The 25,633-nt window shown below is 71.9% G+C and carries 26 protein-coding genes and 1 rRNA gene; 16 read left to right on the top strand and 11 right to left on the bottom strand.

Annotated features, from left to right (window positions below):
- A 5S ribosomal RNA gene (rrf, locus tag AC6EI4_RS11990) occupies nucleotides 1-68 on the top strand; the annotation flags it as partial.
- A gap of 104 nt (nucleotides 69-172) precedes the next feature.
- Nucleotides 173-1,087 (top strand): hypothetical protein, encoded by a 915-nt coding sequence (locus AC6EI4_RS11995; protein ID WP_498451604.1) that lies wholly within the window; start codon nucleotides 173-175, stop codon nucleotides 1,085-1,087.
- On the opposite strand, the gene AC6EI4_RS12000 is transcribed toward AC6EI4_RS11995, so the two are convergent.
- Nucleotides 1,084-1,692: a TetR/AcrR family transcriptional regulator gene (locus AC6EI4_RS12000; RefSeq protein WP_498424365.1), complete on the bottom strand. Its 609-nt coding sequence runs from the start codon at nucleotides 1,690-1,692 to the stop codon at nucleotides 1,084-1,086. The genes AC6EI4_RS11995 and AC6EI4_RS12000 overlap by 4 nt on opposite strands.
- A 153-nt stretch (nucleotides 1,693-1,845) precedes the next feature.
- On the opposite strand from AC6EI4_RS12000, the gene AC6EI4_RS12005 reads away from it, so the two are divergent.
- Nucleotides 1,846-4,095 (top strand): hypothetical protein, encoded by a 2,250-nt coding sequence (locus AC6EI4_RS12005; RefSeq protein WP_498451605.1) that lies wholly within the window; start codon nucleotides 1,846-1,848, stop codon nucleotides 4,093-4,095.
- Between the two features lie 34 nt (nucleotides 4,096-4,129).
- On the opposite strand, the gene AC6EI4_RS12010 is transcribed toward AC6EI4_RS12005, so the two are convergent.
- Complete coding sequence (locus AC6EI4_RS12010) at nucleotides 4,130-4,717, bottom strand: CueP family metal-binding protein (protein ID WP_498451606.1); 588 nt, start codon at nucleotides 4,715-4,717, stop codon at nucleotides 4,130-4,132.
- 92 nt (nucleotides 4,718-4,809) lie between these two features.
- Here AC6EI4_RS12010 and AC6EI4_RS12015 point away from each other — a divergent pair, with 92 nt between their 5' ends.
- From AC6EI4_RS12015 to AC6EI4_RS12040, 6 genes are all read left to right on the top strand, one after another.
- Complete coding sequence (locus AC6EI4_RS12015) at nucleotides 4,810-5,649, top strand: acyl-CoA thioesterase domain-containing protein (protein WP_498451607.1); 840 nt, start codon at nucleotides 4,810-4,812, stop codon at nucleotides 5,647-5,649.
- A gap of 46 nt (nucleotides 5,650-5,695) precedes the next feature.
- Nucleotides 5,696-6,817: a glycoside hydrolase family 6 protein gene (locus tag AC6EI4_RS12020; protein WP_498451608.1), complete on the top strand. Its 1,122-nt coding sequence runs from the start codon at nucleotides 5,696-5,698 to the stop codon at nucleotides 6,815-6,817.
- 73 nt (nucleotides 6,818-6,890) lie between these two features.
- On the top strand, nucleotides 6,891-8,288 hold the full coding sequence (locus AC6EI4_RS12025; RefSeq protein WP_498451609.1) for a M15 family metallopeptidase: 1,398 nt from the start codon (nucleotides 6,891-6,893) through the stop codon (nucleotides 8,286-8,288).
- Complete coding sequence (locus AC6EI4_RS12030) at nucleotides 8,288-8,698, top strand: HIT family protein (RefSeq protein ID WP_498451610.1); 411 nt, start codon at nucleotides 8,288-8,290, stop codon at nucleotides 8,696-8,698. Before AC6EI4_RS12025 ends, AC6EI4_RS12030 begins: the two co-directional genes overlap by 1 nt.
- Nucleotides 8,699-8,737: 39 nt before the next feature.
- Entirely contained in the window at nucleotides 8,738-9,496 is a 759-nt protein-coding gene (locus tag AC6EI4_RS12035; protein WP_498424355.1) for an SDR family NAD(P)-dependent oxidoreductase, read from the top strand.
- 98 nt (nucleotides 9,497-9,594) lie between these two features.
- On the top strand, nucleotides 9,595-10,596 hold the full coding sequence (locus tag AC6EI4_RS12040) for a DUF3048 domain-containing protein (RefSeq protein ID WP_498451611.1): 1,002 nt from the start codon (nucleotides 9,595-9,597) through the stop codon (nucleotides 10,594-10,596).
- 3 nt (nucleotides 10,597-10,599) lie between these two features.
- Here AC6EI4_RS12040 and AC6EI4_RS12045 read toward each other — a convergent pair whose 3' ends face one another.
- On the bottom strand, nucleotides 10,600-11,292 hold the full coding sequence (locus tag AC6EI4_RS12045) for a TetR/AcrR family transcriptional regulator (protein ID WP_498451612.1): 693 nt from the start codon (nucleotides 11,290-11,292) through the stop codon (nucleotides 10,600-10,602).
- A gap of 144 nt (nucleotides 11,293-11,436) precedes the next feature.
- Here AC6EI4_RS12045 and AC6EI4_RS12050 point away from each other — a divergent pair, with 144 nt between their 5' ends.
- The 4 genes from AC6EI4_RS12050 to AC6EI4_RS12065 are packed head-to-tail and all read left to right on the top strand — an operon-like array spanning nucleotide 11,437 to nucleotide 14,750.
- Nucleotides 11,437-11,994 carry a YqgE/AlgH family protein gene (locus AC6EI4_RS12050; protein ID WP_498451613.1) on the top strand — a complete coding sequence of 186 codons (558 nt, stop codon included), beginning with the start codon at nucleotides 11,437-11,439 and terminating at the stop codon, nucleotides 11,992-11,994.
- A gap of 16 nt (nucleotides 11,995-12,010) precedes the next feature.
- Nucleotides 12,011-12,280 (top strand): DUF3039 domain-containing protein, encoded by a 270-nt coding sequence (locus AC6EI4_RS12055; RefSeq protein ID WP_498424350.1) that lies wholly within the window; start codon nucleotides 12,011-12,013, stop codon nucleotides 12,278-12,280.
- Entirely contained in the window at nucleotides 12,277-14,067 is a 1,791-nt protein-coding gene (locus AC6EI4_RS12060; RefSeq protein WP_498451614.1) for a DEAD/DEAH box helicase, read from the top strand. Before AC6EI4_RS12055 ends, AC6EI4_RS12060 begins: the two co-directional genes overlap by 4 nt.
- Before the next feature lie 47 nt (nucleotides 14,068-14,114).
- The gene (locus AC6EI4_RS12065; RefSeq protein ID WP_498451615.1) at nucleotides 14,115-14,750 is read left to right on the top strand and encodes an IclR family transcriptional regulator; all 636 of its coding nucleotides are present in this window, start codon (nucleotides 14,115-14,117) and stop codon (nucleotides 14,748-14,750) included.
- Here AC6EI4_RS12065 and AC6EI4_RS12070 read toward each other — a convergent pair.
- Entirely contained in the window at nucleotides 14,747-15,232 is a 486-nt protein-coding gene (locus tag AC6EI4_RS12070) for an Lrp/AsnC family transcriptional regulator (protein WP_498451616.1), read from the bottom strand. The two genes, AC6EI4_RS12065 and AC6EI4_RS12070, sit on opposite strands and share 4 nt — an antisense overlap.
- A 130-nt stretch (nucleotides 15,233-15,362) precedes the next feature.
- On the opposite strand from AC6EI4_RS12070, the gene hppD reads away from it, so the two are divergent.
- On the top strand, nucleotides 15,363-16,604 hold the full coding sequence (gene hppD / locus AC6EI4_RS12075) for a 4-hydroxyphenylpyruvate dioxygenase (protein WP_498451617.1): 1,242 nt from the start codon (nucleotides 15,363-15,365) through the stop codon (nucleotides 16,602-16,604).
- A gap of 4 nt (nucleotides 16,605-16,608) precedes the next feature.
- On the opposite strand, the gene AC6EI4_RS12080 is transcribed toward hppD, so the two are convergent.
- The 3 genes from AC6EI4_RS12080 to AC6EI4_RS12090 are packed head-to-tail and all read right to left on the bottom strand — an operon-like array spanning nucleotide 16,609 to nucleotide 18,973.
- Entirely contained in the window at nucleotides 16,609-17,379 is a 771-nt protein-coding gene (locus tag AC6EI4_RS12080; protein ID WP_498424341.1) for an amino acid ABC transporter ATP-binding protein, read from the bottom strand.
- On the bottom strand, nucleotides 17,379-18,167 hold the full coding sequence (locus AC6EI4_RS12085) for an amino acid ABC transporter permease (protein WP_498424340.1): 789 nt from the start codon (nucleotides 18,165-18,167) through the stop codon (nucleotides 17,379-17,381). Before AC6EI4_RS12085 ends, AC6EI4_RS12080 begins: the two co-directional genes overlap by 1 nt.
- A 5-nt stretch (nucleotides 18,168-18,172) precedes the next feature.
- Nucleotides 18,173-18,973, bottom strand: a complete 801-nt coding sequence (locus tag AC6EI4_RS12090; protein WP_498424339.1) for a basic amino acid ABC transporter substrate-binding protein — start codon at nucleotides 18,971-18,973, stop codon at nucleotides 18,173-18,175.
- A 79-nt stretch (nucleotides 18,974-19,052) separates the two neighbouring features.
- Here AC6EI4_RS12090 and AC6EI4_RS12095 point away from each other — a divergent pair, with 79 nt between their 5' ends.
- Nucleotides 19,053-19,595, top strand: a complete 543-nt coding sequence (locus AC6EI4_RS12095; protein ID WP_498451618.1) for a DUF1697 domain-containing protein — start codon at nucleotides 19,053-19,055, stop codon at nucleotides 19,593-19,595.
- Here AC6EI4_RS12095 and AC6EI4_RS12100 read toward each other — a convergent pair.
- Nucleotides 19,561-20,790, bottom strand: coding sequence for an MFS transporter (locus AC6EI4_RS12100; RefSeq protein ID WP_498451619.1), 1,230 nt, complete (start codon nucleotides 20,788-20,790; stop codon nucleotides 19,561-19,563). The genes AC6EI4_RS12095 and AC6EI4_RS12100 overlap by 35 nt on opposite strands.
- 186 nt (nucleotides 20,791-20,976) lie before the next feature.
- Here AC6EI4_RS12100 and AC6EI4_RS12105 point away from each other — a divergent pair, with 186 nt between their 5' ends.
- Nucleotides 20,977-22,875 (top strand): bifunctional metallophosphatase/5'-nucleotidase, encoded by a 1,899-nt coding sequence (locus tag AC6EI4_RS12105; RefSeq protein WP_498451620.1) that lies wholly within the window; start codon nucleotides 20,977-20,979, stop codon nucleotides 22,873-22,875.
- Between the two features lie 24 nt (nucleotides 22,876-22,899).
- Here AC6EI4_RS12105 and AC6EI4_RS12110 read toward each other — a convergent pair whose 3' ends face one another.
- The 3 genes from AC6EI4_RS12110 to AC6EI4_RS12120 are packed head-to-tail and all read right to left on the bottom strand — an operon-like array spanning nucleotide 22,900 to nucleotide 25,568.
- Complete coding sequence (locus AC6EI4_RS12110) at nucleotides 22,900-23,679, bottom strand: enoyl-CoA hydratase-related protein (RefSeq protein ID WP_498451621.1); 780 nt, start codon at nucleotides 23,677-23,679, stop codon at nucleotides 22,900-22,902.
- Complete coding sequence (locus tag AC6EI4_RS12115) at nucleotides 23,663-24,238, bottom strand: nicotinamidase (RefSeq protein WP_498451622.1); 576 nt, start codon at nucleotides 24,236-24,238, stop codon at nucleotides 23,663-23,665. The genes AC6EI4_RS12110 and AC6EI4_RS12115 overlap by 17 nt, the downstream gene beginning before the upstream one ends.
- Before the next feature lie 34 nt (nucleotides 24,239-24,272).
- On the bottom strand, nucleotides 24,273-25,568 hold the full coding sequence (locus AC6EI4_RS12120) for a nicotinate phosphoribosyltransferase (protein ID WP_498451623.1): 1,296 nt from the start codon (nucleotides 25,566-25,568) through the stop codon (nucleotides 24,273-24,275).
- Nucleotides 25,569-25,633: the final 65 nt, after the last annotated feature.

Raw genomic sequence — 25,633 nt, forward strand, 5'->3', positions numbered from 1 at the left:
AAGTTAAGCCTCACAGCGCCGATGGTACTGCAATCGAGAGGTTGTGGGAGAGTAGGACGCCGCCGGACAACACTTCAACGTAGAGGCCATCACAGACCCACGGGTCAGTGATGGCCTCTACGTGCATTTACTTCGCTACGCATTCGCCGCGTCTCGCCCTAGAGTCGATGCCATGGCGGAGCAGCCCGCACCACCACCGGATGCCCCACGTGCGCACCCCGGGCGCTGGGCGCTGAACCAGGTCGAGCGGTCCGGCGGCTTCACGACCCGGGTCACCTGGAGTGCTCCCGACGGCACCATGGCCCGCTGGGCGTCGCGATCGGCCCGGCGTCGTGGCCGGATGGAGTTGCTCGACGCTACGGGTAGGAGCGCCGGCTTCGTGGAGGCGGATCCGACGACTGCACGCCTGCTGGATCGGGCCAACCGGGTGGCCGCCACGTCCTTCGCGCTCGGTGGGGCACTCTTCGCGATCGGTGCGCTACTGGCGCAGCTGGGCAGCGGGACCGTGTGGGACGTCGACGCGGTCTATCTCGTCGGGGGAGTGCTCTTCAGTGTGGGCGGCTACGTGTCGCTGCTGCAGGCCTCCAACACGCCCACCGAGATCGACGAGCGCGGCTCGCTTTCCTCGCCCCGATGGCGCTGGTTCACCGTCGAGGCGCGACAGATCGGCTGGCTCAGCGCGGCCGTGCTGTTCGTCGGCACCCTGCTCTTCGGTGCCAGCCTCGTCGCGGCTTTCGCCTCGGGCCTCACTCCACGTCAGAGGGACGGCGGGATCTGGTTGCCCGACATGGTCGGTTGTGTCTGCTTCCTGGTCTCGGGCCACCTCGCCCTCGTGGAGGTGGGACACGGTCGGATCTGGCGGGTCGTCAACGACCTCGGCTGGTGGATCGTCGCGGTTAACCAGCTCGGGTCGATCATCTTCTTCGTGGCCGGGGTCGCCTCGTTCACACTCCCTTCCACCTCCACCGACCTGGATCCGGGGTTGGCGAACTGGGGGACCTTCGTCGGGTCCGCGTGTTTCGCGGTGGCGGGGGTACTCCAGCTGTTCGAGCGACCGACGGTCGCGAGGGCGGCTGAGCGGCGCTAGCTGCTGATCGGGGCCTGGAGGAGCCCGGCGATCGCGTCGCACAGGAACGCGCCGGCCTCGCTCCAGCGGGCGGGCTCGCCGGAGCGCTCCGCGCGCTCCTCGATCTCGGCGCAGGCGGTGGAGACGAGGTGCGCCATGAGCCTGGCCCGTGACTCGATCACCGACCGGTCAAGGTCCGCGAGCCGGTCCGCGGCCGAGGCGACGATGCGTGTCGAGGTCACGTACTGCCCGCCCACGCGGTGGCGCATCAGGTCCGCGGTCGACGGGTCGGTCAGTGCCTGGCGCAGGAACCGCGCGCGCCACGACGGGGTCGGGAGCTCGGCGAACGCGTCGGTGAGCGGGATGACCAGCGCCCGGACGTCCCCGAGCAGGGACTCGGAGCACTCGAACATCTGCGCCTGGTTCGCCTCCACCGACGCGTAGTGCCGCTCGAGGAGCGCCTGGATCAACCCGGGACGCCCGCCGAAGTAGTACCGGACGGCGGAGTGGTTGCTGTTGCCCGCGGCCTCGGCCACCTGACGGTCCGAGACGGTGGCGATGCCGTGCTCGGCGAAGAGCCGCTCGGCGGCATCCAGGAGGGGCTGCCGGGCGTCCGGACGCGGCATGGGGTTCCTCTCGATCGGTGCGTCGTCTCATCCCGAGGATGTCATTTCGGCGTTTTAAGCCACGTGGCTTAGTATTGCACATTCCGCCCGACCGAGCTCTGCCGATACACCTGCCGCGACCCCTGCACGGGGCGCCGCACGAGGAGACCGACCTTGCCCACGAACACCGACGCCACCCCGGACCAGTCAGGTCCGGCCGACGCGAAGTATCCGCCACCGCCGCCGGAGAGCTCCGCCGAGCGCAAGGGTCGGCTGATCGCGCTCTTCGTGATGCCGTTCCTGATCATCACCATGATGTACGCGACCTACATGGGGACCATGCACGACCCGCACCCGCGCGACCTGCCGGTCGCCGTCGTGGGTCAGGGCGCCGCCGCTGAGCGATTCGCCGACAAGCTCGAGTCGGGCTCCGACGGCGGACTCGAGGTGCGCCTGCTCGACGACGCGTCCGACGCCGAGGAGCTCATCGGTGAGCAGGAGATCGCGGGAGCGATCACCGTCCCGGCCGAGCGTGGCGCCAAGGCCAAGGTCCTGCGGGCGATGGCCGGCGGCGCGTCGCAGGCCACGCTCGTCGACCAGACGCTGACCTCGGCCGCCGTCGCCGAGTCCTGGGGTGTCGACACCGTCGACATCGAGCCGCTGCCCGAGGGCGACGGATCCGGGACCATGGTGCTGTTCGCCGCGATGGGCATGATGCTCGCCGGCTACGTGCCGCTCAGCGGCCTGCTGATGGGCACCCCGAACCTGCTCCGGGTCCGCCGCTTCCTGCCGCTCTCGATCGGCTGGGGTGTGCTGACCAGCTCGCTGATCTGGTTGATCCTGGACCCGATCGTCGGCGCCGTCGACGGGCACTTCCCGCTGTTCCTGGGGGTCGGCACGCTGGCCACGGTCGCGGTCGCGAACGTCCAGCTGCTGTTCACCAAGGTGCTCGGCCCGTTCGCGGTGCTGCTGGGCATGCTGCTCCTGGTCGTCTTCGGCGTCCCGTCCTCCAACCTCGCGCTCTCGGTGCACACGATGCCGGAGTTCATCCAGTGGCTGAACGGCGTCCTGCCGCTCCCGGCCGCCGGTGAGGCGCTGCGCTCGGCGATCTACTTCGACGGTGCCGGCTTCGGCGGGCACCTGCTGACCCTGGTCCTCTGGCTCGTCGTCGGTGTGGGCCTGTCGGTGCTCAAGGAGCGTCGCTCCGGCCACCTGGTGGTCGGCGGGCCGCTCTACACCGAGCCCGACGCGCCGCTCCCGGCGCTGTCCGGTGGTCCGGTGCGGCGCTACCGCACCCGGCTGATCGCCGTCGCGCTCTTCCCGCTCAGCATCGTGGTCACCGTGGTGACGGTGATGAGCCTGTCGATGCACCAGCCCGAGGTCCACGACATGCCGGTCGCCGTGGTGGGTCAGCCCGCCCAGGCCGACCAGGTCGTGGCCGGTCTCGAGCCGGACCTCGGCGCGTACCTGGACCTGCGGGTGGTGGAGTCCGCCGAGGAGGCCGAGGAGCTGATCCGCAGCCAGGAGCTGGTGGCGGCGTACGTGCTGCCCACCGTCGCCGACGCACCCGCCACGCTGATCACGGCCGGCGGCGCCGGCGCCAGCCAGCAGTCGGCCGTCACCCAGATGTTCTCTTCGGTCGCGGCCGGCAGCGGAGTCGAGCTGGCCAGCGACGACATCGCCCCGCTCACCGACGACGACGCCGGTGGCGCCAACAGCATGTACGTCGGGATGGGCTGGATCATGGCCGGCTTCCTCTTCTTCGCGGTGATGCGCGGCGGAGCGCCCGACCTGACCCGCACCCGTCAGCTGCTCCCGCTGGTCGCCGGTTGGTCGGTGGGCATCTCGGTGTGGCTGTGGTTCCTCTACGACGTGCTGATCGGCGCGGTCAACGGCTACGCGCTCGAGATGATCGCCTTCGGGTCGATCACCGTCTTCTCGGTCGCCTGGGCCAGCGCCGTGCTGATCCGGGTCCTCGGGCTCGGCGCCCTGGTGCCGGTGATGATCGTGGTCATGCTGGCCGGTGTGCCCGCCTCCGGCGGTGGCCTGTCGCTCTACATGGTCCCGGAGATGTTCCGTCCCCTCGCCGACGTCCTGCCGCTGCCCGCGGCCGTGGACATCGCCCGCTCGCTGGTCTACTTCGACGGCGTCGGCGTCGAGGGCAACCTGCTGGTGATCGGGATCTGGGGCGCGGTCGCCCTGCTGCTCAACTTCGCGGTGGTCGACCCGTGGCTGAACCGTGCGAAGGCCCTGGCGCCGGCTCCGATGGGCCCGCGCTACCGCCCCGAGCGCCCGAAGAAGTCCTCGGAGAGCGACGACCTGGAGCTCGAGCTGGAGCGAGAGCTGGCGATGGAGCTCGAGCGCGAGCTGGAGAGCGAGCTGGATCGCGCGGACACCGAGCGCGAGATCAGGCGCCGCAGCTGACGCCCTCGCCTGGGCGCCCGGTCTCCCCGGGCGCTCAGGCGAGCTGCAGCGTGGTCAGGCAGGTGGGGTCGTCCGGCCCGGTGGCCACGTCGGCCTCGCCGCTGCGCCCGTCGTAGCTGACCCGCAGCGTCGCCTCGATGTCGCGGGGCAGCCAGAAGCCGGTGAACCCGTTGGCGAACGTGGTCCGCGTCTCGGCCACCAGCACCTTCCCGTCCGCATCGACGATCTCGACCTCGATCTCGGCCTCCGACAGCTCGCCCTGGCAGGTCGTCAGCGAGTGGTTGAAGCACTCGTGGGTCTCGTCGACGTACGGCGCCACCGACAGGTAGAAGCGGTCGTCGGCGACCGCCAGGGACACCTCGTCGTCACCCGAGGTGAGCACCAGCTCGTCGGGACGCACCGAGGCGATCAGGTCGGTGGGCCGGTCGTCGCCGCCGAGCCGGTCGAGGTGGTCGATCACCTCGGCGGTGTCCATCCCCGCCAGGTCGTGCTCGGCCAGCACCTGCTCGGCGCGGTCCGGTGCCGCGGCCGTCGGCTCGTCGCTCTCACCGGCGCAGCCGGTGAGCGTCAGGCTCAGGCCGAGCGCCAGCGCAGCCAGCATGGGGGCCCCCGTGATCGTCATAACGCCACGATCTCCCGGGTCCGCGCGCCCCGCCCGCGGCACAAGGTCCCCTCTGCGCGGACCGTTGTGCCCGGATCGGGCAGGATGCGCCCATGGATCTCACCTACTTCCGCCTCGACGGCGACGCCCTGGTGCCCACCGAGGTCGCGCTCAGCGGCTGGGGCGCCGACCACGTCCACGGCGTAGCCGTCAGCGGAGCCCTCGCCCGGGCGGCCGAGCGGTGCCTGGGTCAGACCGGCAGGGCCGACCTCCAGCCGGCGCGCTACACCGCCGACCTGTTCCGCGCCGTCACCACCGCGCCGTGCCTGGTCACCGCCGAGGTGGTCCGCGAGGGGCCGCGACTGTGCCTGATCGACGCCGTCCTCACCCAGGGCGGGCGTCCGGCCGCGCGGGCCAGCGCGCTGTTCCTCAAGCCCACCGAGAGCGCCGCGGGCGAGGTCTGGACCCCGGCCGAGCGGCCGCTGGCCCCGCCCGCCGACGTGGTACCGCCCTCCGAGGAGCCTCGGGTCCCGTTCCTGCACAGTGACGCCGGCTGGTCGCAGGACTTCCGCACCCACCAGAACGCCTCGCACAAGCAGTCGTGGACCACCGCACTGGCGGTGGTGGACTCCGAGGCGGTCACGCCGTTCCAGGCCGTCGCGGCTTGCGCGGACGGGATCAACCTGGTCAGCAACTGGGGGACCAGGGGAGTGGAGTACATCAACACCGACATCACGCTGACGCTGGTGCGCGAGCCGGTCGGCGTGGAGATCGGGCTCTCGGCGCTGGACCGCGTGGAGCGTGCCGGGATCGCGGTCGGCGCGGCTGCCGTCTTCGACCGCAGCGGTCCGCTGGGCACCGTGGTGGCCACCTCGCTGGCCAACGCCCGGCGCACGGTCGACCTGGCGGCCAAGGTGGACGAGGACGAGGCCCGGCGCGCGTCCAGCGTCTGAGTCGGAAGGCTGCGCGGGCGCAGCGCCGTCGCCTACCGTCGAGAGCATGCCCCTGCCTCGCCGCCGTACGACGTCGCGCCCGCGCGCCGCGCTGCTCACCCTGGTCGCCGGGCTCGTCCTGGCGTGCGCCATGACCGGCGCGCCGGCGTCCTCGTCCGCACCCCGCGGCGAGGCTCCGGCCGCGACGCGTGCGCAGGCCGTCGACAACCCGCTGGCCGGTCGCCCGTGGGGCGTCTACCAGGGCAACGCGGACCAGGCGTGGCGGCCCTACGTGAAGGCGACCGGGAAGCGCAAGCAGCTGCTCGCCAAGATCGCACTGCGCCCCAAGGCCAAGTGGTTCGGCGCCTGGATCCCCGATGCCCAGATCGGCGCGAAGGTGCGCGACTACATCGCCAACTCCACCGGGGGAGACCCCGAGGTGATGGTCCAGATGACCATCTTCCGGATGGTGCCGTGGGAGCACGCCGCCTGCAAGCGGCTCCCGAGCGCTGCCCAGCAGAAAAGCTACCGGCGTTGGATCAACCGCTTCGCGGCCGCCGTCGGCGAGACCCACGCGGCGATCATCCTGCAGCCGGACGGCCCGTTCGCGCTGTGCGCCCCGCGCGGCTCCCGGCTGCCCTCGCGGCTGATCGGCTACGCGGCCAGGAAGCTGGCGGCGCTGCCGCACACCAGCGTCTACATCGACGCCGGCGCCTCCGACTGGCCCAAGGACGACCCGGCCGAGGCCGCCCGGATCCTGATGCCCGCCGGCATCCAGCACGTGCGTGGCTTCGCGCTGAACTCCACCCACTACGTCTCCACCGCCAGCGACATCGCCTTCGGCACCCGGCTGGTCGCCGAGCTGGCCAGGCGTGGGGTCCCGGGCAAGCACTTCGTGATCAACACCGCCCAGAACGGGCGGCCCTTCCTGTTCGGCGACGCGGTCGGCTCGCACCCCGACAACGCCGACACCTGCCGGACCAGGACGCAGACCCACTGCGTGACGCTCGGCATCCCGCCGACCACCGACGTGGCCAACCCGCGGTGGGGGCTGAGCGCCACCGAGCGCGCACAGGCGCTGACGCACGTCGACGGCTACCTGTGGTTCGGCCGGCCGTGGCTGCACATGCAGGCGGACCCGTTCGTGATGAGGCGGGCACTGGCGATCGCCCGCACCACCCCGTACTGAGCCGCCCGCGCTGGCAGCCGGTGGTCTGGACCGGCACAATGACCCGGCACCTGCCCCTGCTCTCGGGAGAACCATGTCATCGCGCCCCCGGCTCCGCCCTGCTCTGTGGAGCCTGCTGCTGCTCGCCCTGCTGCCCCTGACCCCCCTGACCGCCCACGCGGCGATGCCCGAGGCGACCACGGCGTCGCTGAGCGGGACCGCCGCCGCGGCCGGCGCTGCGAGCACGCTGAGCCTGCGCCTGACCGGCACCGACGGGCGGCCGATCGGCCGGGCTCCGCTGAGCGTGGAGCGGCGGGTGGGCGGCGTCTGGGAACCGGTGGCCAGCGACGCGGTCACCGACGCCGAGGGGCGCGCCACGGCCCACGCGACGATGTCGCGCGTCGTCGCGGACAACGTCTTCCGGGTCCGCTACGCCGGGGACGCGACGTACGCGCCCTCGACGTCCGCACCGGTCCAGGTCGCGCTCGTGAAGCGGGGGAGCACCCTGACCCTGTCCGGCCCGGGCCGGGTCGTCGACGAGCGCTCGGCCGTCCTGCGGCTGCGCTGGGTCAGCGGCAACGGCGAGCCGGTCAGCGGCCCGGTGCGGGTCCAGACCCGGGCGGGCGGGACGTGGCGCGCGCACACGCAGGTGCGCACCGACGCCCAGGGCCAGGCCACCGTCTCGGTCACCCCGCGCAGCGACAGCCGGTGGCGCGCCGTCGCCGACGGGCTGGACTGGGTCAGTGGCGACACCAGCGGGGTCCTCGCCATCGACAACGTGGCCCCCGGCGTCCCGGTCACGCTGCCGGCCAAGGCACCCAAGCCGCGCCGCAAGCTGCCCAAGCAGCCGCACGCCGTCGGCGTCGGCGCCAACCCCACGGTGAGCACCATCTCCACCAAGGTGTGGAGGCAGATGCGCGGGGTCTCCTGGCGCCGCGGCTGCCCGGTCGGGCGCGCCGGGCTGCGCCACCTGCGGGTGAACTACTGGGACTACGAGGGCTACCGGCGCCGCGGCGAGATGATCGTGGCCGCCTCGGCCGCCGAGCGCGTCGCCCGGGCGCTGCGCGCGATGTACGACGCCAAGCTGCCGATCCGCTCGATGTACCGCGTGGACCGCTTCGGCTACTCGCGCAAGCTGCGCGGCGGCAACGACTACGCCTCGATGGCGGCCGGCAACAGCTCGGCGTTCAACTGCCGCGACGTCGTCAACAAGCCCGGGGTCCGCTCGCCGCACTCCTACGGACGCTCGGTGGACATCAACCCGTGGGAGAACCCCTACCGCTCGCGCACCGGCCTGGTGCCCAACACCTGGTGGCACAGCCGCAGCCACGCCCGGGTGGCCTGGCGCTCGCGCAGCCACCAGGTGGTCCGGCTGCTGGACCGGCACGGGCTGCGCTGGACCTACGGCACCGGCGACAGCCACCACTTCGACGCGATCACCGCCAGCGGCCGGGTCCTGCGCGCGCCGCGGTGCGCCGGGGTGTGCCACTGATGAGCTGCGTGTTCTGCGCCGTCGCGGAGGGGGAGAGCCCGGCCGAGAAGGTGCTGGAGACCGACGAGTTGGTGGCCTTCCTGGACCAGCGCCCGGTCTTCAAGGGCCACACGCTGCTGGTGCCGCGCGCCCACGTCGAGACGCTGCCCGAGCTGCCCGCGCCGCTGCGCGACCCGTTCCTGGCCGCCGGGCAGCGACTGGCCACCGCGATGGTCGAGGGGCTGGGCGCGCAGGGCTCGTTCATGGCCGTCAACAACACCGTGAGCCAGTCCGTGCCGCACCTGCACCTGCACGTCGTGCCGCGCACCAAGGGCGACGGGCTGCGCGGGTTCTTCTGGCCTCGCCACGGCTACGCCTCGCCCGAGGAACGGGGGGAGTACGCCGCACGACTGCGGGCGGCTCTAGAGTGACGATCGGTCCACCCCACCAGCGTCGAGGAGTGTAGTCACATGGGTCGTTTTGACGGTCGCGTCGCAGTCATCACCGGAGCCGCGCGCGGCATCGGCTTCGGCACCGCCCAGCGTTTCGCGGACGAGGGCGCCTCGGTCGCCATCATCGACCTCGACGAGGCAGCCGCCGCCGAGGCCGCCGGCCGTCTCGGCGCCACCAAGGCGATCGGGATCGGCTGCGACGTCGCCGACGCCGCCTCGGTCGACGCCGCGATCGCCCGCGTGGTCGAGGAGCTCGGCGGCATCCACATCCTCGTCAACAACGCCGGCGTCACCCGCGACAACCTGCTGTTCAAGATGTCCGAGGACGACTGGGACATCGTGATGAACGTCCACCTCAAGGGTGCGTTCCTGATGACCAAGGCGGCCCAGAAGCACTTCGTGGCGCAGAAGTACGGCAAGATCCTCAACCTCTCCAGCGTCTCCGCGCTGGGCAACCGGGGCCAGGCCAACTACTCCGCCGCCAAGATGGGCGTCCAGGGCTTCACCCGCACGCTCGGCATCGAGCTCGGCCCCTTCGGGATCAACGCCAACGCCATCGCCCCCGGCTTCATCGCCACCGAGATGACCGACGCCACCGCCGCCCGGCTGAAGATGGACGTGGAGGAGTTCCGCAAGCTCAACGCGGAGGCCAACCCCGTCAAGCGGGTCGGGTTCCCCGAGGACATCGCGGCCGCCGCCGCGTTCCTGTGCAGCGACGAGGCCTCCTACATCACCGGCCAGACGCTCTACGTGGACGGCGGCGCCAAGCTCGGCTGAGCGCGCCCGTCACCGCGGGCGCGCCTCCCTGGCCGACGGGCGGCGCGCCCGCACACTTGCTCAGAACCCTTCCCCGCTCGATCCTGCAGGAGCTTCCCGTGCACCGTGTCCGTCTCTCCGTCGTCGCTTTGGTCGCCGCCACCACGATGCTCGCCGGCTGCGGCGGCGGTGACGACTCGTCCGGCCCGCCGAAGGGCCAGGACGTCTCGGAGGGGGCCAGCCTCAACGCGGTCTGGCCGCTGACCGGGCTCGACGCGAAGGGCGACAAGGGGGCCACGCGCGACCACCCGGTGATGGTCGTCAAGATCGACAACACCTCCTCGGGCAGCCCGCAGCTCGGCCTCGGCTCCGCGGACCTCGTGGTCGAGCAGCTGGTCGAGGGCGGGAGCACCCGGCTGGCCGCTTTCTTCTACTCCAAGCTCCCCGACAAGGTGGGCCCGGTCCGCTCGATGCGCGCCAGCGACATCGGGATCGTCTCCCCGGTCGACGGCTCGGTGGTCACCAGCGGTGCCGCCGGCGTCACGATCGCCCGGGTGAAGAAGGCCGGCATCCCCTTCTTCGAGGAGGGCGCGCGCGGGATCAGCCGCGACTCGGCCCGCTCCGCGCCGTACAACGTCTTCGCGGACCTGGGCTCGGTGGCCAAGGCCATCGACGCCGACGAGGCGCGTCCCGACGACTACCTGGCCTGGGGCGAGGAGGCGGACTTCCCCAAGGGGCAGCCCGCCAAGACCGTGTCGGCCTCCTTCTCCGGTGGGCACACCACGAACTGGTCGTTCGCCAAGGGCGGCTACACCAACGAGAGCTCGCTGGCCGCCGACGGCGACGACTTCGCGGCCGACAACGTGCTGGTGCTCCGGGTCAAGGTCGGCGACGCCGGCTACAAGGACATGGCCGGCAACCCGGTCCCCGAGACGATCTTCTCGGGCAAGGGCGAGGCCCTGCTGTTCCACGGCGGGCGTGCCGTGCGCGGCACCTGGAGCAAGTCCGGCCTCGACGGCGCGCTCAAGCTGCGCACCAAGGCCGGCGAGCTCACCGTGCCGGCCGGGCACACCTGGATCGAGCTGGTGCCGGCCACCGGGGGCGACGTCACCTTCAAGTGAGGCTCAGGCCTCCGGGTCGGTGCGGGGGAGCTCCACCCCGGAGTCGACCAGCGCGCGCAGTCCCGCCAGGATGAAGCCGATGGCGGTCTCCACGCGCGCGCTGGCCGCGTGCGGGTCCTCGCTGGTGGAGACCGACTCGCCGGCCGAGGACATCGCCCCGAAGAAGATCCTGGCGAAGGTCTGCAGCATCTCCTCGTCGAGGTCCCAGGTGCCCGCGCTGAGCACGGCGCGGACGATGTCGACGACGTTGGCGAAGGTGGAGCGCTCCTCCTGCTCGCGGAAGCGCTCGTAACCGAGGACCGAGGGGCCCTCCTGGATCACGATCCTGCGGTAGGTGGGCTGACGCACCACGGCGAGGAACGCGCGCAGGCCGGCCAGCGACTTCTCCCACGGGTCGCTCTCGCCGCGCAGGGCCCGCTGGATCGTCTTCGACGACTCCGTCTCGACCTTCTCGAAGACGGCCTCGAAGAGCGCCTGCTTGCCGCTGAAGTGGTGGTAGAGCGCGCCCTTGGTGACCTGCGCGCCGGACACGATCGCGTCCAGCGACGTGCCGGCGTAGCCCTGCTCGGTGAAGAGCTCCTCGGCCACCTCGACCAGCGCCCGCTTGGTCGAGGCGGAGTACTGGGCGCGCCGGCTGGCACCCGGGGCCGCGGTGCCCTTGGTGCCCAGCAGCTTCGGTGCCGAGGGCTTGCTCATCCGCGCAGTCTAGGGCGGGCCCGGGCCCGGCGCCTCAGGTCGGGCGGGGCGCATCATCGCCGGGGGCGTCGCTATTCTTCGCGGTCGCGTCATGATTCTTCGCGGTCGCGTCATGATTCTTCGCGGTCGCGTCATGATGGAGGCATGGACGAGTTGCGTGCGGGCACGCTGCTGGTGGCGACCCCGGCCCTGATCGACCCCAACTTCGCCGACACCGTCGTGCTGCTGCTCGACGTGGGCCCCGACGGCGCCCTCGGCGTCGTCCTCAACCGGCCCACGCCGGTCCTGGTCGCCGACGTGCTCGAGGGGTGGAGCGACGTGGTCATCGAGCCGGAGGTGCTCTTCCGCGGGGGCCCGGTCGGCACCGACGGGGCGCTGGCGGTGGGGCGGCTGCGCGACGCCGAGGACGCTCCGGTGGGCTTCCGTGAGGTCTTCGACACGCTCGGGATGATCGACCTGGACGCCCCCGTGGAGCTGATCGACGGGAGCCTCTCGGACCTGCGGATCTTCGCGGGGTACGCCGGGTGGGGGATGGACCAGCTGCGCGCGGAGGTGGAGGAGGGCAGCTGGTACGTCGTCCCGGGTGATCCCGACGACGCGTTCCGCACCGACACCGGCGACCTGTGGCGCGACGTGCTGCGCCGTCAGCCCGGCGAGCTGGCCTGGCACTCCACACGGCCGGTGGATCCCGAGCTGAACTGACCTAGACTGCTCTGTCGTGAGCACCTTCGGATTCTCTTCAGGCGACACCGACGTCCTCGAGGACCGGCGCACGGTCCCGACCGACGCGGGTGACCACGAGCGCTTCTCCCACTACGTGCCCAAGGACAAGCTGACCGAGGCGATGGTGATGGGCTCGCCGGTGATCGCGCTGTGCGGGAAGGTGTGGGTCCCCAGCCGGGCTCCCGAGAAGTACCCGGTGTGCCCGGAGTGCAAGGAGATCTGGGAGTCCATGCAGGACGGCGACGGCTCGGGCCCGGACGCGTGACGGGGCGGCCTGACGCCGTCCCTGCCCCGGCTCTCTCCCCGGCCTACCCCGAGCGTGCGGCGTGGGGGACCGCGCCCTCGCTGCGCGCCTGGCAGTCGGCGGCGATGGCGAAGTACTTCGAGGAGTCGCCGCGCGACTTCCTCACCGTGGCGACCCCGGGGGCAGGCAAGACCACCTTCGCGCTCACCGTGGCCGCGGAGCTGCTGAGTCGACGGGTCATCGACCGGATCACGATCGTCGCTCCCACCGAGCACCTCAAGACCCAGTGGGCCCAGGCGGCCGCCCGGGCCGGGATCCCGATCGACCCGACGTACGCCGCCGGCAAGGGCCGGACCTCCAAGGACTACGTGGGCATCGCGGTGACCTACGCCGGGGTGGCGGTCAACCCGCTGGCCATGCGCATCCGCACCGAGAACTACAAGACGCTGGTCATCCTCGACGAGGTGCACCACGCCGGTGACGCGCTCTCCTGGGGCGAGGGGGTGCGCGAGGCGTTCGAGCCGGCGGCGCGCCGTCTCGCGCTGACCGGCACGCCGTTCCGCTCCGACATCAACCCGATCCCGTTCGTCACCTACGAGCCCGGTCCCGACGGGGTGCCCCGGTCCCGGGCGGACTTCACCTACGGCTACGCCCACGCGCTGGCCGACCACGTGGTGCGCCCGGTGCTGTTCATGGCCTACTCCGGCGAGATGCAGTGGCGCACCAGCGCCGGCGACGAGGTGGCCGCCCGGCTCGGCGAGCCGATGACCAAGGACCTGGTGCAGCAGGCGCTGCGCACCGCGCTGGACCCGCAGGGCTCGTGGATGCCGTCGGTGCTCGAGGCCGCCGACAAGCGGCTCTCGGAGGTACGGCGCCACGTGCCCGATGCCGGTGGGCTGGTCATCGCCTCCGACCAGGACTCCGCCCGCGCCTACGCCAAGCTGCTGCGCCAGATCACCGGCCAGGCACCGACGGTGGTGCTCTCGGACGAGAAGACCGGGTCGAAGAAGATCGCCGCGTTCACCGAGAGCGACGACCGGTGGATGGTCGCGGTCCGGATGGTCTCCGAGGGCGTCGACGTGCCGCGCCTCGCGGTGGGCGTGTACGCGACGACGATCTCGACGCCGCTGTTCTTCGCCCAGGCGGTCGGCCGCTTCGTCCGCGCCCGGCGGCGCGGGGAGACGGCCTCGGTGTTCCTGCCCTCCGTCCCGTCGCTGCTCGGGCACGCCTCGGAGATGGAGGTCGAGCGCGACCACGTCCTACAGCGCAAGGTCAGCGAGGACGGCGACATCTTCGCCGCCGAGGACGACCTGCTCGCGCAGGCCAACGCCAGCGAGTCGGCCTCCTCCGAGCTGGAGTTCGCCTACGAGGCGATCGGCTCCCAGGCCACGTTCGACCGGGTCCTCTACGACGGCGGCGAGTTCGGCCACGCCGGGGAGGTGCACGTCGGCTCCGACGAGGAGATGGACTTCCTGGGCATCCCCGGGCTGCTCGAGCCCGACCAGGTCCGCGAGCTGCTGCAGACCCGACAGAGCGACCGGGCCCGCATGCAGAAGGAGAGCGCGCCCGCGCCGTCCGCGGCCGACACGGTGAGCGAGGTGTCGACCCACGAGCAGCTGGCGGTGCTGCGCCGCGAGCTCAACGGCCTGGTCGCCGCCTGGTACCACCGCACCAGCCAGCCGCACGGCGTCACCCACGCCGCGCTGCGCAAGGAGTGCGGGGGACCGGCGGCCGCGATCGCCACCGCGGAGCAGCTGCACGCGCGCATCGACCGGATCCGGGAGTGGGCGCTGCGCAAGAGCTCCTGAGCCCGCTTCCCCCGGGCGTCCTACCGCCCGCGCCCTACACTCGGCGCATGGTGGCGGAGACCTCCCAGACGCTGGACCGGGGGCTGCAGGTGTTGGCGGTGCTGGCCGGGACCCCGGGAGGACTCACCGTCACCCAGCTCGCGGGCCGGCTCGGGGTGAACCGCACGGTCGTCTACCGGCTGGTCAGCACCCTCGAGCAGCACGCCCTGGTCCGCCGCGACGGCCACGGCCGGCTCTACGTCGGGCTCGGCGTGCTGACCCTGGCCTCGGCCGTCCAGCCCGTGCTGCGCGACCTGGCCACGCCCGTGCTGCGCGCGCTGGCCGAGGAGATCGGCTGCACCGCCCACCTCAGCGTCGCCGACGGTGAGGAGGCGCTCGCGCTCGCGGTCGTGGAGCCGTCGTGGACCGACTTCCACGTCGCCTACCGGGTGGGTGCCCGGCACCCGCTCACCCTCGGGGCCGCCGGCCGGGCCATCCTGGCCGGCCGGGAGGCCGACGGAGCCGGCCACGTGGTGACCTACGGCGAGCTGCAGCCCGGTGCGCGCGGGCTGGCGGCGCCGCTGCCGGGCGTGCCGGGACTCGAGGCGAGCGTCGGGATCGTCACCATGGGCGACCTGGAGGAGTCGCAGGTCTCCGCGCGTGTCGTGGCGGCCGCCGCCGAGGTCGCCCGCCGGCTCGGCTAGGGCGCCGCGGGCCCCAGGCTGGCGGCGGCCAGCGGCAGCACCCGGTGCGGGATCTGGGTGGCGAGGGCGATCACGGTGGAGCCGCGGGTGATCGCCGCGTCGGAGAGCACGAGGTCGATGACGCGCTGCAGGTCCGCGTTCGAACGCGCCACGACCCGGCACCACAGGTCGCCCGCCCCGGTGATCGTGTGCGCCTCCAGCACCTCCGGGATGCGGGCCAGGTGCGCGGTGACCCGGTCGTGGCCGCCCTCGCGGGTGGGGTCCTGGCGGATCTCCAGGGTGAGGAACGCGCTGACCGGGAAGCCGAGCGCCTCGGTGGACAGCTGCGGCCCCCAGCTGGTCACCACGCCTCGGGCGACGAGCTTGTCCAGCCGGGCCTGCGCCGTGCCGCGGGCGACGCCGAGGCGCCGGGCCGCCTCGAGGATCGGGATCCGCGGCTCGTCGCAGAGCAGCACCAGCAGCCGGTGGTCGAGGTCGTCCATGCAGGCATCCTCGTGCCGGCGGGGCACGGTGACAACCCGATGCGCAGTGAAACCGGCGCTGGCTGGACAGACTGCCCACTCTTCGCACGCACTGTTGCGCAGCCTGCGCGGCGCGGTCAGGGTGGCGCGCATGACCACGACACGGCACACCGGCCCCGGCCAGGACCGGCCCGAGCACCACGAGCTGACCGCGGACGAGCTGCGCGCCGGGCTCACCCTCGAGCAGCTGCGCGAGCTGGTGGGCCTGGTCGAACACGACCCGGCGCAGGACCCGTTCCCGGTCTCCGCCCTGGACGCGATCGGGTTCGTGGTGGGCAACGCGACCCAGAGCGCCACCTTCTACCAGCTCGCGCTGGGCATGGAGCTCGAGGCCTACCGCGGGCCGGAGACCGGGGTGCGGGACTCCAAGAGCTACGTGCTGCGCTCGGGCTCGGCCCGTTTCGTCTTCACCGGCGGCGTCACCCCCGACAGCGCGCTGCTCGACCACCACCGCCGGCACGGCGACGGCGTCGTCGACCTCGCCCTCGAGGTGCCCGACGTGGATCGCTGCATCGCCCATGCCCGGGCCCACGGGGCGACGGTGCTCGTCGAGCCGCACGAGGAGTCCGACGAGCACGGCACGGTCCGGCTGGCCGCGATCGCGACGTACGGCGAGACTCGGCACACGCTCGTCGACCGGTCCGCCTACTCGGGGCCGTACCTGCCCGGCTACGTCGCGGCCGGTACCCGGGTGGAGCGCCGCGAGGGCCACCCCAAGCGGCTCTTCCAGGCTGTCGACCACTGCGTCGGCAACGTCGAGCTCGGCCGGATGGACGAGTGGGTGGCCTTCTACAACCGGGTGATGGGCTTCACCAACATGGCCGAGTTCATCGGCGACGACATCGCCACCGACTACTCGGCGCTGATGAGCAAGGTGGTGGCCAGCGGCAACCACCGGGTGAAGTTCCCGCTCAACGAGCCGGCCGTGGCCAAGAAGAGGTCGCAGATCGACGAGTACCTGGAGTTCTACGACGGCGCCGGGTGCCAGCACATCGCGCTGGCCACCAACGACATCCTGCGCAGCGTCGACGTCCTGCGCGGCAACGGCATCGAGTTCCTCGACACCCCCGACTCCTACTACGAGGACCCCGAGCTGCGCGCCCGGATCGGGGAGGTGCGGGTCCCCATCGAGGAGCTGCGCAGGCGCCGGATCCTCGTCGACCGCGACGAGGACGGCTACCTGCTGCAGATCTTCACCCGCCCGATGGGGGACCGCCCGACGGTCTTCTACGAGCTCATCGAGCGCCACGGCTCGCTCGGCTTCGGCAAGGGCAACTTCAAGGCCCTGTTCGAGGCGATCGAGCGCGAGCAGGAGGCCCGCGGCAACCTGTGAGCGCTCAGAGCACCTTGGACAGGAACGACCGGGTGCGCTCGTGCTGGGGGTCGGCCAGCACCGCCGCGGGGTCGCCCTGCTCGAGGATCACGCCGCCGTCCATGAAGACCAGCTTGTCGCCCACCTCGCGGGCGAAGCCCATCTCGTGGGTGACGACCATCATCGTCATCCCCTCGGTGGCCAGGTCCTTCATCACCGCCAGCACGTCGCCGACCAGCTCGGGGTCCAGCGCCGAGGTTGGCTCGTCGAAGAGCATCATGTCCGGGTCCATCGCGAGCGCCCGAGCGATCGCGACGCGCTGCTGCTGGCCGCCGGAGAGGTGCGCCGGGTAGGCGTCCTCCTTCTCGGCGAGCCCGACCTTGGCCAGGTTGCGCCGGGCGATAGCGACGGCCTCCTCCTTGCCGCGCTTCTTCACGCGCCGCTGGGCGATGGTGAGGTTGCTGAGCACCGACAGGTGCGGGAAGAGGTTGAAGGACTGGAAGACCATGCCGATGCGGCTGCGGATCTCGTCCACATCGACGTCGGGGTCGGTGATCTCCACGCCTTCGACGAAGATCCGTCCCGAGGTGGGCTGCTCGAGCAGGTTCACGCAACGCAGCAGCGTGGACTTGCCCGAGCCCGAGGGGCCGATCACGCACACCACGTCGCTCTGGTCGACGTGGAAGTCGATGCCCTTGAGCACCTCGTTGAGACCGAACGACTTGTGCAGGTCGATCACGTCGATCGCCGAGCCGGCGTGCGCCTCGCGCATGGGGCTCGTGGTCGGATGACTCATCAGCGGGCCTTCTCTGCGCGGGCTTCGAGGCGACGCACCAGTATCGCCAACGGGACGGTGATCAGGAGGTAGCAGACGCCGACCGCGAGGAGGGCGGTCATGCTCTTCTCCTGGTTGAGCGTGTCGCGACCGAACTTGGTCAGCTCCAGGGTCGTCGTGCTCAGCCCCAGCAGGTAGACCAGCGAGGAGTCCTTGGTCAGCAGGATCAGCTCGTTGGTCAGCGGGGGCAGCACGATCCGGAACGCCTGCGGGACCACGATCGAGATCATCGAGCGGGTGTGCGACATGCCCAGCGAGCGGGCCGCCTCGGTCTGCCCCTTCGGCACGGCCTGGATGCCGGCCCGGATCGTCTCGGCCATGTACGCCGCGCCCACCAGGCCGAGGGACACGGTGACCGTGCCGAGGATGCCGCCGGGGACCTCACGACCCGGGAACGCGATCGGGATGCCGTAGTAGAACGCGATGAAGACCACCAGCGCCGGGACGCCGCGGAAGAGTTCGATCACCGCGGTGGCGATCCAGCGGTAGGGCCCCACCGAGGAGAGCCGCATCAGCGCGAGCAGCAGGCCGACGACGAGCCCGAACGCGAACGCGCACGCGGTGTAGAGCAGCGTGTTCTTCAGCGCCGTCGTGATGATCTCGGGGAACATCTCCCGGATCACGTCGACGTCGAAGAACGCGCGCTGCAGCTCGCCCCAGTTGGCGACCAGTGCGAAGCCGCCCAGGACCGCCAGCAGGATGGCGTACTGGATCCACCGGACGATCTGCGCGCGCTTGCGCGGGCTCATCGCCATCACTTGGCCGGGGCGTCGCCGAAGTACTTCTTGTAGATCTTGTCGTACGTGCCGTCGTCCTTGGCCTTGGCGAGCACCTCGTTGACGGCGTCGATGAGCTCGTCGTTGCCGTCCTTGGCCACCGCGAAGCCGTACTGCTCGCCGGTGTCGAACTCCGCGGCCACCTCGACCTGGGGGTTCTTGGAGACGTAGTCGTAGAGCACGGTGTTGTCGTTGATGCCCGCGTCGACCTGGCCGTTCTTCACCGCCTGGGTGAGCAGTGCCAGGTCCTCGAAGTCGCGGATCTCGACGCCGTCGGGGGCGTTCTCGGTCGCGTACTTCTGGCCGGTGGTGCCCACCTGCACCGCCAGCGACTTGCCCTTGAGGTCGTCGAGGGACTTGATGTCGGAGCCGGCCGGCACCAGCAGGGCCTGGGTGGCGTCGAAATAGGGGTCCGCGAAGTCCATCACCTTGGAGCGCTCATCGGTGATGGTCATGCCGGCGGCGGCGATGTCGCACTTGCCCGTCGACATGGCCTGACCGGTCTCGATGCCCTCGAACGGGGTGTCGAAGATGTCCTGCTCGAGGTCGAGCTCCTCGGCGACCAGGTTCATCAGGTCGACGTCGAAGCCGACCACCTTGCCGCCCTCCTGGTACTGGAAGGGCTCGTAGGGCATGTGGGTGCAGACGGTGAGCTTGCCGTCCTTGATCAGCTCGACGCCGGCGTCGGTGGTGACCTTGTCGGTGTCGCTCGCGCAGCCCGCAAGCACGGTCGCGAGTGCGGTGATGGCGAAGGCGGAGGTGATTGCGCGGGGTGTCATGGCGCATAACCCTAGACCAACCGGCGCGCAGCGGCGCGGCGAAGTGACCAGATCAACGCGTGGCGGAGGCGATGACCCGATGGCAACCTATCTGGCGTTCCTGCGGGCGATCAATCTCGGTGCCCGGCGCAAGTACCCGATGGCCGAGCTCCGGGCCTGCCTGAGCGAGGCCGGCTTCGGGCCGGTGGAGACGCACATCCAGACCGGCAACGTCCGGCTGAGCACCCGGATGCGCTCGCGGACCAGGGTCGAGGAGGCGCTGGAGGGGGTCTTCCTGGCCGACCGCGGGTTTGAGGTGCCGACCATCGTCCTGCGCCCGGACGAGCTCGCGACCGTCGCCGCGGACGCCGCCGAGCTGGCCGCGTCGGGGCCCGAGGGCGGCGGACACTACGTGTGCCTGCTCAAGCACGACCCGGACCCCGACGGCGTCGCTGCCCTCGAGGCGCTGCGCTACGACGAGCACCGCGCGGTCGTGCGAGGGCGGGCGGTGCACCTCCTCGTCGGGGCGACCTACCTGGGCAGCGGGCTGGACGCGGCACGGGTCGAGCGGCTGCTCGGGCCCGCGACGGCGCGCAACGAGCGGGTGATCAGGGCACTGGCACAGAAATGGGGCGTCGGCTGAGGTGGCGCACCGAGGCGCTGGCCAGGGTGAGCAGCGCGATCGCGACGTAGAGGAGCCCACCGAGCAGGATCACCCGCCGGACCCCGAACGCGTGCCCGAGCGGGCCGAAGAGCAGCTGGCCCACCGGGAGGGCGGCGAAGGAGCCCAGGGCGTCGAAGGAGTACGCGCGGGCGAGCACCTCCTCGGCGACGTTCTCCTGCATCGCCAGGTGCCAGCCGATGCTGAACAGCTCGATGCCGGCGCCACCGAGGAAGGCGGCCACCACCAGCGTCACGAGGTCGGGGCCCGAGCCCAGCGCCACGATGGGCAGCCCGGAGACGGCACAGCCGAGCATGCCCGCGCGCAGCGGCCGGCGCAGGCTGATCCGGCTCAGCGCGAGCGTCGTGACGAGCAGGCCCCCAGCGAAGGCCGAGAGCGCCAGGCCCCAGCCCTGGGGGCCGAGGGTGGCGCCGGCGAGGCCGGGGCCCAGGGTGGACCAGGCCCCGCTCTGGATGGCGTTCAGCACGGTCAGCGCCAGCACGACGACCCACAGCCAGCTCGTGCTCCGCACCACCGCCCACCCCTCGCGGAGCTCGGCTCCCACCGAGGCGGAGCGGCGACCCGGAGCCCGACTGGGGAGCCGGACCCGGGTGAGCAGCGCTGCGGAGACCAGCCAGGCCGAGGCGTCCACCGCCAGCGCCCAGCCCGGACCGAGTGCGACCACGAGGACGCCGGCCATCGAGGGGCCCAGGACCGCGATCGCGGCGCGGGTCATCCCCAGCACCACGTTCGCCTCCTGCAGCAGCGACGACGTCACCAGCTGCGGCACCACGCTCGACATCGCCGGGATGGCCGCGGCCGCGACGGTGCCGTTGATCGCCGCGAGCGCGACGAGCTGCCATAGCTGGGCGCTGTCGGTGATGACCAGCGTGGCCGTCGTCGCCTGGCTGAGCCCGGCGAGGAGGTTGCTGACCCGCAGCACCGTGGCCTGGCCGACCCGGTCGGCGAGCACGCCGCCGGCCAGCAGCAGGGCGACCAGCGGAATGCTGTGGGCGGCGAGCACGACCCCGAGGGCGCTGGGGGAGTCGTCGATGCTCAGCACCGCGAATGCGAGCGCGACCGGGGCCATCGTCGTGCCCGCGAGGTTGACCGCGCGGGCGGCGACGAAGCGACGGAAATTGGGTTGGCCAAGGGCAAGGGCGGATCGGCCCAGCATCATCGCCCCCCGTCGGCGCCCGAGAACGGCCCGCTCGACGGGCCAGGGTGTGATGACACTACAGACGGGGCCGCGCCGTGCAGGAGGTTATCGATCCGTGACCCGACTGCGGCGCGATTGCTGCTTGACCGCCGCTGGGGAGCAGGGGGTAATGAGACCTCCTCACCCCTCGATCTCGGGAGTCCCATGTCTGAGCAGCACCAGGCCGGCCCGCCGGCGTCCGTCCCCTCGTCCTCCCCGCAGCCGGCGGGGTCCGCCCCGGCGACGCGGCGCACGGTGCTGTCCGGCGGCGCGGCGCTGGCTGCCGCCGGGATGGTGGCGTGGCCCGCGAGCGCCGAGGCCCGGCCGCGACTGCGCGGCCGGACGATCCGCCCGCGCACCCGGCTCACCGTGCTCGGCACCACCGACCTGCACGGCAACGTCCTGAACTGGGACTACTTCAAGGACACCGACTTCTCCAACCAGGCCGGGGACCAGATCGGGCTGGCGAAGATCGCGACGCTGGTCGAGGCCCTCAAGGAGGAGCGCCGGGGCGAGCCCCTGCTCACCCTGGACGCCGGGGACACCATCCAGGGCACCCCGCTGGCCTACTACTACGCCCGGATCGACCCCATCACCCAGGGGGCCGTCCACCCGATGGCGCGGGCGATGAACCTGGTCGGCTACGACGCCGCCGCCCTGGGCAACCACGAGTTCAACTACGGCATCGACACGCTGCGCACCTTCGAGTCGCAGCTGAACTTCCCGCTGCTGGCCGCGAACGCGGTCGACCCGGCCACCAAGCGCCCGGTCTTCGCGCCGTACCTGATCAAGCGGTTCAAGACCTCCTGGGGCTACCCGCTCAAGGTCGGGGTGCTCGGCCTGACCAACCCGGGGGTGGCGATCTGGGACAAGGCCATCGTGGAGGGCCGGATCGAGTTCCCCGGGCTGGTCGAGCAGGCCAAGCGGTTCGTGCCGCGGCTCAAGCGGATGGGCTGCGACGTCGTGGTGATCTCCGCCCACTCCGGCGCCGACACCAGCTCGTCGTACGGCGACGCGCTGCCGTTCCCCGAGAACGCCGCGAGCCTGGTGGCCGAGCAGGTGCCCGGGGTCGACGCGATCCTGGTGGGCCACGCGCACAAGGAGATCGGCGAGCGCTTCGTCACCAACAAGGCGACGGGCCGCGAGGTGCTGCTGTGCGAGCCGCTGTACTGGGGCATGCGGCTGGCGGTGATGGACTTCCGGCTCGAGTGGCGCAAGGGCGGCTGGCGGGTCGACTCGGCGCACGCGCAGACCCTGAACTCCAACACCGTCGACGCCCACCCCGCGGTGGCCGCGGCCGTGCGCGAGCAGCACGCCACCGTCGTGGAGTACGTGAACTCGGTGGTCGGGTCCTCCACGACCGAGCTGCTGGCCAGCCGGGCGATGGTCGAGGACGTCGCCATCATCGACTTCATCAACTACGTCCAGGCCGACGCGGTGAAGAAGGCCCTGGCCGGCAGCGCCGCCGCCGCGCTTCCGGTGCTGTCGATCGCGGCACCGTTCAGCCGGACCGCGCGGTTCCCGGCCGGGGACGTGACCGTGCGCGACGTGGCCGGCCTCTACGTCTTTGACAACACCCTGCTCGGCGTCCGGATCACCGGCGCGCAGCTGACCGACTACCTGGAGTTCTCGGCGCGCTACTTCAAGCAGGTCACCGGCGCGGGCCCCTTCACGATCGCCGAGGTGACCAACGCCGTCACCGACACCGCGCCCAACGGCACCCCGGACTACAACTACGACATGGTCGCGGGCCTGGACGCCGACCTGGGCTACGACATCGACATCAGCGCGGCGCCCGGGGCGCGGATCAGGAACCTCACCTACGCCGGGGAGGCGGTGCGACCCGAGCAGGAGTTCGTGCTGGCGGTGAACAACTACCGCCAGTCCGGGGGCGGCAACTTCCCGCACGTGCGGGACGCCGAGGTGCTCTACAACGCCCAGGTGGAGATCCGCCAGCTGCTCATCGACTGGGTCATCGAGAACGAGGTGATCGACCCGGCCCTGTTCGAGTCGGTCGACTGGCGCCTGGTCGCGGGCACCTCTGCGGTGACGATCACCGGCTAGGCAGACGCGCCGGCCGGGGCGGGGTCACTCTCCGCGGAACACCGGCCGGCGCTTCTCGCCGAACGCACGCATCCCCTCGGCGACGTCGCCGGTGCGCAGCAGCAGGCTCTGGCCGCGCCGCTCGTTCTCCAGCGCGCTCTCGAGTCGGTGCAGGGTGGCGGCGTTGACCGCGCGCTTGGTCGCGGCGAAGGCGAGCGGCGGGCCGGCGACCAGCCGCCGCACGATCGTGTCGACGACCGCGGGGAACTCCTCGTCGGAGGCCAGGTGGCTGACCAGCCCCGCCTGGTGGGCCTCGCGGGCGGTGAGGGGCTCGGCCAGCAGCGCCATCCGCATCGCCCGGGCCCGGCCGATGCTCGCCGCGACCGTGGCGCTGGCGCCTCCGTCGGGCATCAGCCCGACCCGGGCGAAGGCGAGCAGGAACGACGCCGACTCGCTCGCCACCGCGAGGTCGCAGGCCAGCGCGGCGGAGCAGCCGACCCCGGCGGCCACCCCGTTGACGGCCGCCACCACGGGCTTGTCGATCGAGACGATCGCCCGGATGATCCGGTTGGCGCGGTCCAGGGCGGTGACGTCGAAGTGCTCGTGGGCGTCCTCGCCGGAGAGGTCGGCCCCGGCGCTGAACGCGGCCCCGGTGCCGCTCAGCACCACCACCCGCACCTCCTCGCGCGAGGTCGCCTGCTCGACGAGCTCGGCGAGGCCGTCGGCCATCGTGTCGTTCAGCGCGTTGAACTGCTCGGGCCGGTTGAGGGTGATCCACAGGGCGCCGTCGGTGACGCGGGTCTCCAGGTCAGCCAACGAGGACACCGGCCTCGCGCATCCGGGCGACCGCCCGCTCGGTGGTCTCGGGCGCCACCCCCGCGCACAGGTCGAGGAGCACCCGGGTGGTGAAGCCGGCCTCCGCGGCGTCCAGCGCGGTGGCGCGCACGCAGTGGTCGGTGGCGATGCCGCACACGTCGACGTCGCGCACGCCCCGCTCGCGCAGCCAGTCCGCCAGCGGCGCCCCCTGCGCCGTACGCCCCTCGAAACCGGAGTAGGCGGCCGCGTGCTCACCCTTGCGGAAGATCGCGTCGAGGGGCTCGGGGTCGAAGTTGGGGTGGAACGCCTCGCCCGCGGTGCCGACCTCGCAGTGCACCGGCCAGGAGCTGTCGAAGTCGGGCTCGCTCGACCAGTGGTGGCCCGGGTCGACGTGGTGGTCCTTGGTGGCCACGACGTAGGCGTAATCCTCGACGCCGGGCAGGCCGTCGCGGCGCCGATGCAGCAGCGAGGCGATGTCGGCGGCCACCTGGGCGCCACCGGCGACGGGCAGCGAGCCGCCCTCGCAGAAGTCGTTCTGGACGTCGACGATGATCAGGGCGCGCACCATGGGGGGACCTTAGTACGTCGCGGGCCGCCCGCACTCACACATGCAGGGTCTCGATCACCGGCTCCCCACGCGACATCGACTGGGCGGGGACCGGCAGTTCGGCGCGTGCCGCCTGGTGCCTGGCCCGGGCGGCCTCGAGGGGCTCGCGGCCGACGACCTCGCCCTTGCGCACCAGCTCAGTCATCAGCGGGCGGTCGTCGCCGTCGTCGGCGGGGATCACGCCGATGCCGACGACCTCGGCCTCCGCAACGCCTGCCGCGCTGAGCCGGCGCAGCGCGGACTTGCGCCCGCCCAGGGACGCCTTGTCCTTGCTCTTCTTGGCCACCGGCACCATCTCGCCGTCGTCGCCCTCGCGTGCGACCAGCTTGTAGACGAAGCCGGAGGTGGGGTGCCCGCTCCCGGTGACCAGCTGGGTGCCGACGCCGTACCCGTCCACCGGGGCGGCGGCCAGCGCGGCGATCGCATACTCGTCGAGGTCGCTGGTGACGATGATCCGGGTGTCGTGCGCGCCGAGGTCGTCGAGCTGGCGGCGTACGTCGCGGGCGAGCACCCCGAGGTCGCCGGAGTCGATGCGCACCGCGCCGAGTCCGGTGCCGGCCACCTCGATCCCGAGCCGGACCGCCTCGGCGATGTCGTAGGTGTCGACCAGCAGGGTGGTGCCGGCCCCGCAGCTGTCGACCTGGGCCCGGAAGGCGTCGCGCTCGGTGTCGTGCAGCAGCGTGAAGCTGTGCGCGCTGGTGCCGGTGCTCGGCACGCCGTAGCGCTGGCGCGCGGCGAGGTTGGAGGTGCTGCGGAAGCCCGCCACGTACGCCGCGCGCGCCGCCGCGACGGCCGCCTCCTCGTGGGTGCGCCGCGAGCCCATCTCGATGCAGGGCCGCTCGCCGGCGGCGCAGGTCATCCGCGAGGCGGCGCCGGCGATGGCGGAGTCGTGGTTGTAGATCGACAGCAGCAGGGTCTCCAGCAGGACCGCCTCGGCGAAGGTCGACTCGACGACCAGGACGGGGGAGTAGGGGAAGTAGACCTCGCCCTCGGCGTAACCCCAGATGTCGCCGGAGAACCGGAAGCCGGCCAGCCACTCGAGCGTCCGCTCGTCGACGATGTCGGCCAGCACCGCCAGCGACTCCTCGTCGAAGCGGAAGCGCTCGAACGCGTCGAGCGCGCGGCCGACGCCGGCCACCACGCCGTAGCGCCGGCCCTCGGGCAGACGGCGGGCGAAGAGCTCGAAGACCGAGCGTCGCTCGGCCGTGCCCGCGTGCAGGGCCGCCTGCAGCATGGTCAGCTCGTAGTGGTCGGTCAGCAGCGCAGTCGAGTCGCTCACAGGAGACTTCACGCGCGCCAGCCTAGGGGGCCGCGGTGCCTCCGCCGAGCACCTGTCCGGGGTGTGCCACGATGGAG

This window comes from Nocardioides sp. Z43_10 (assembly GCF_059766615.1).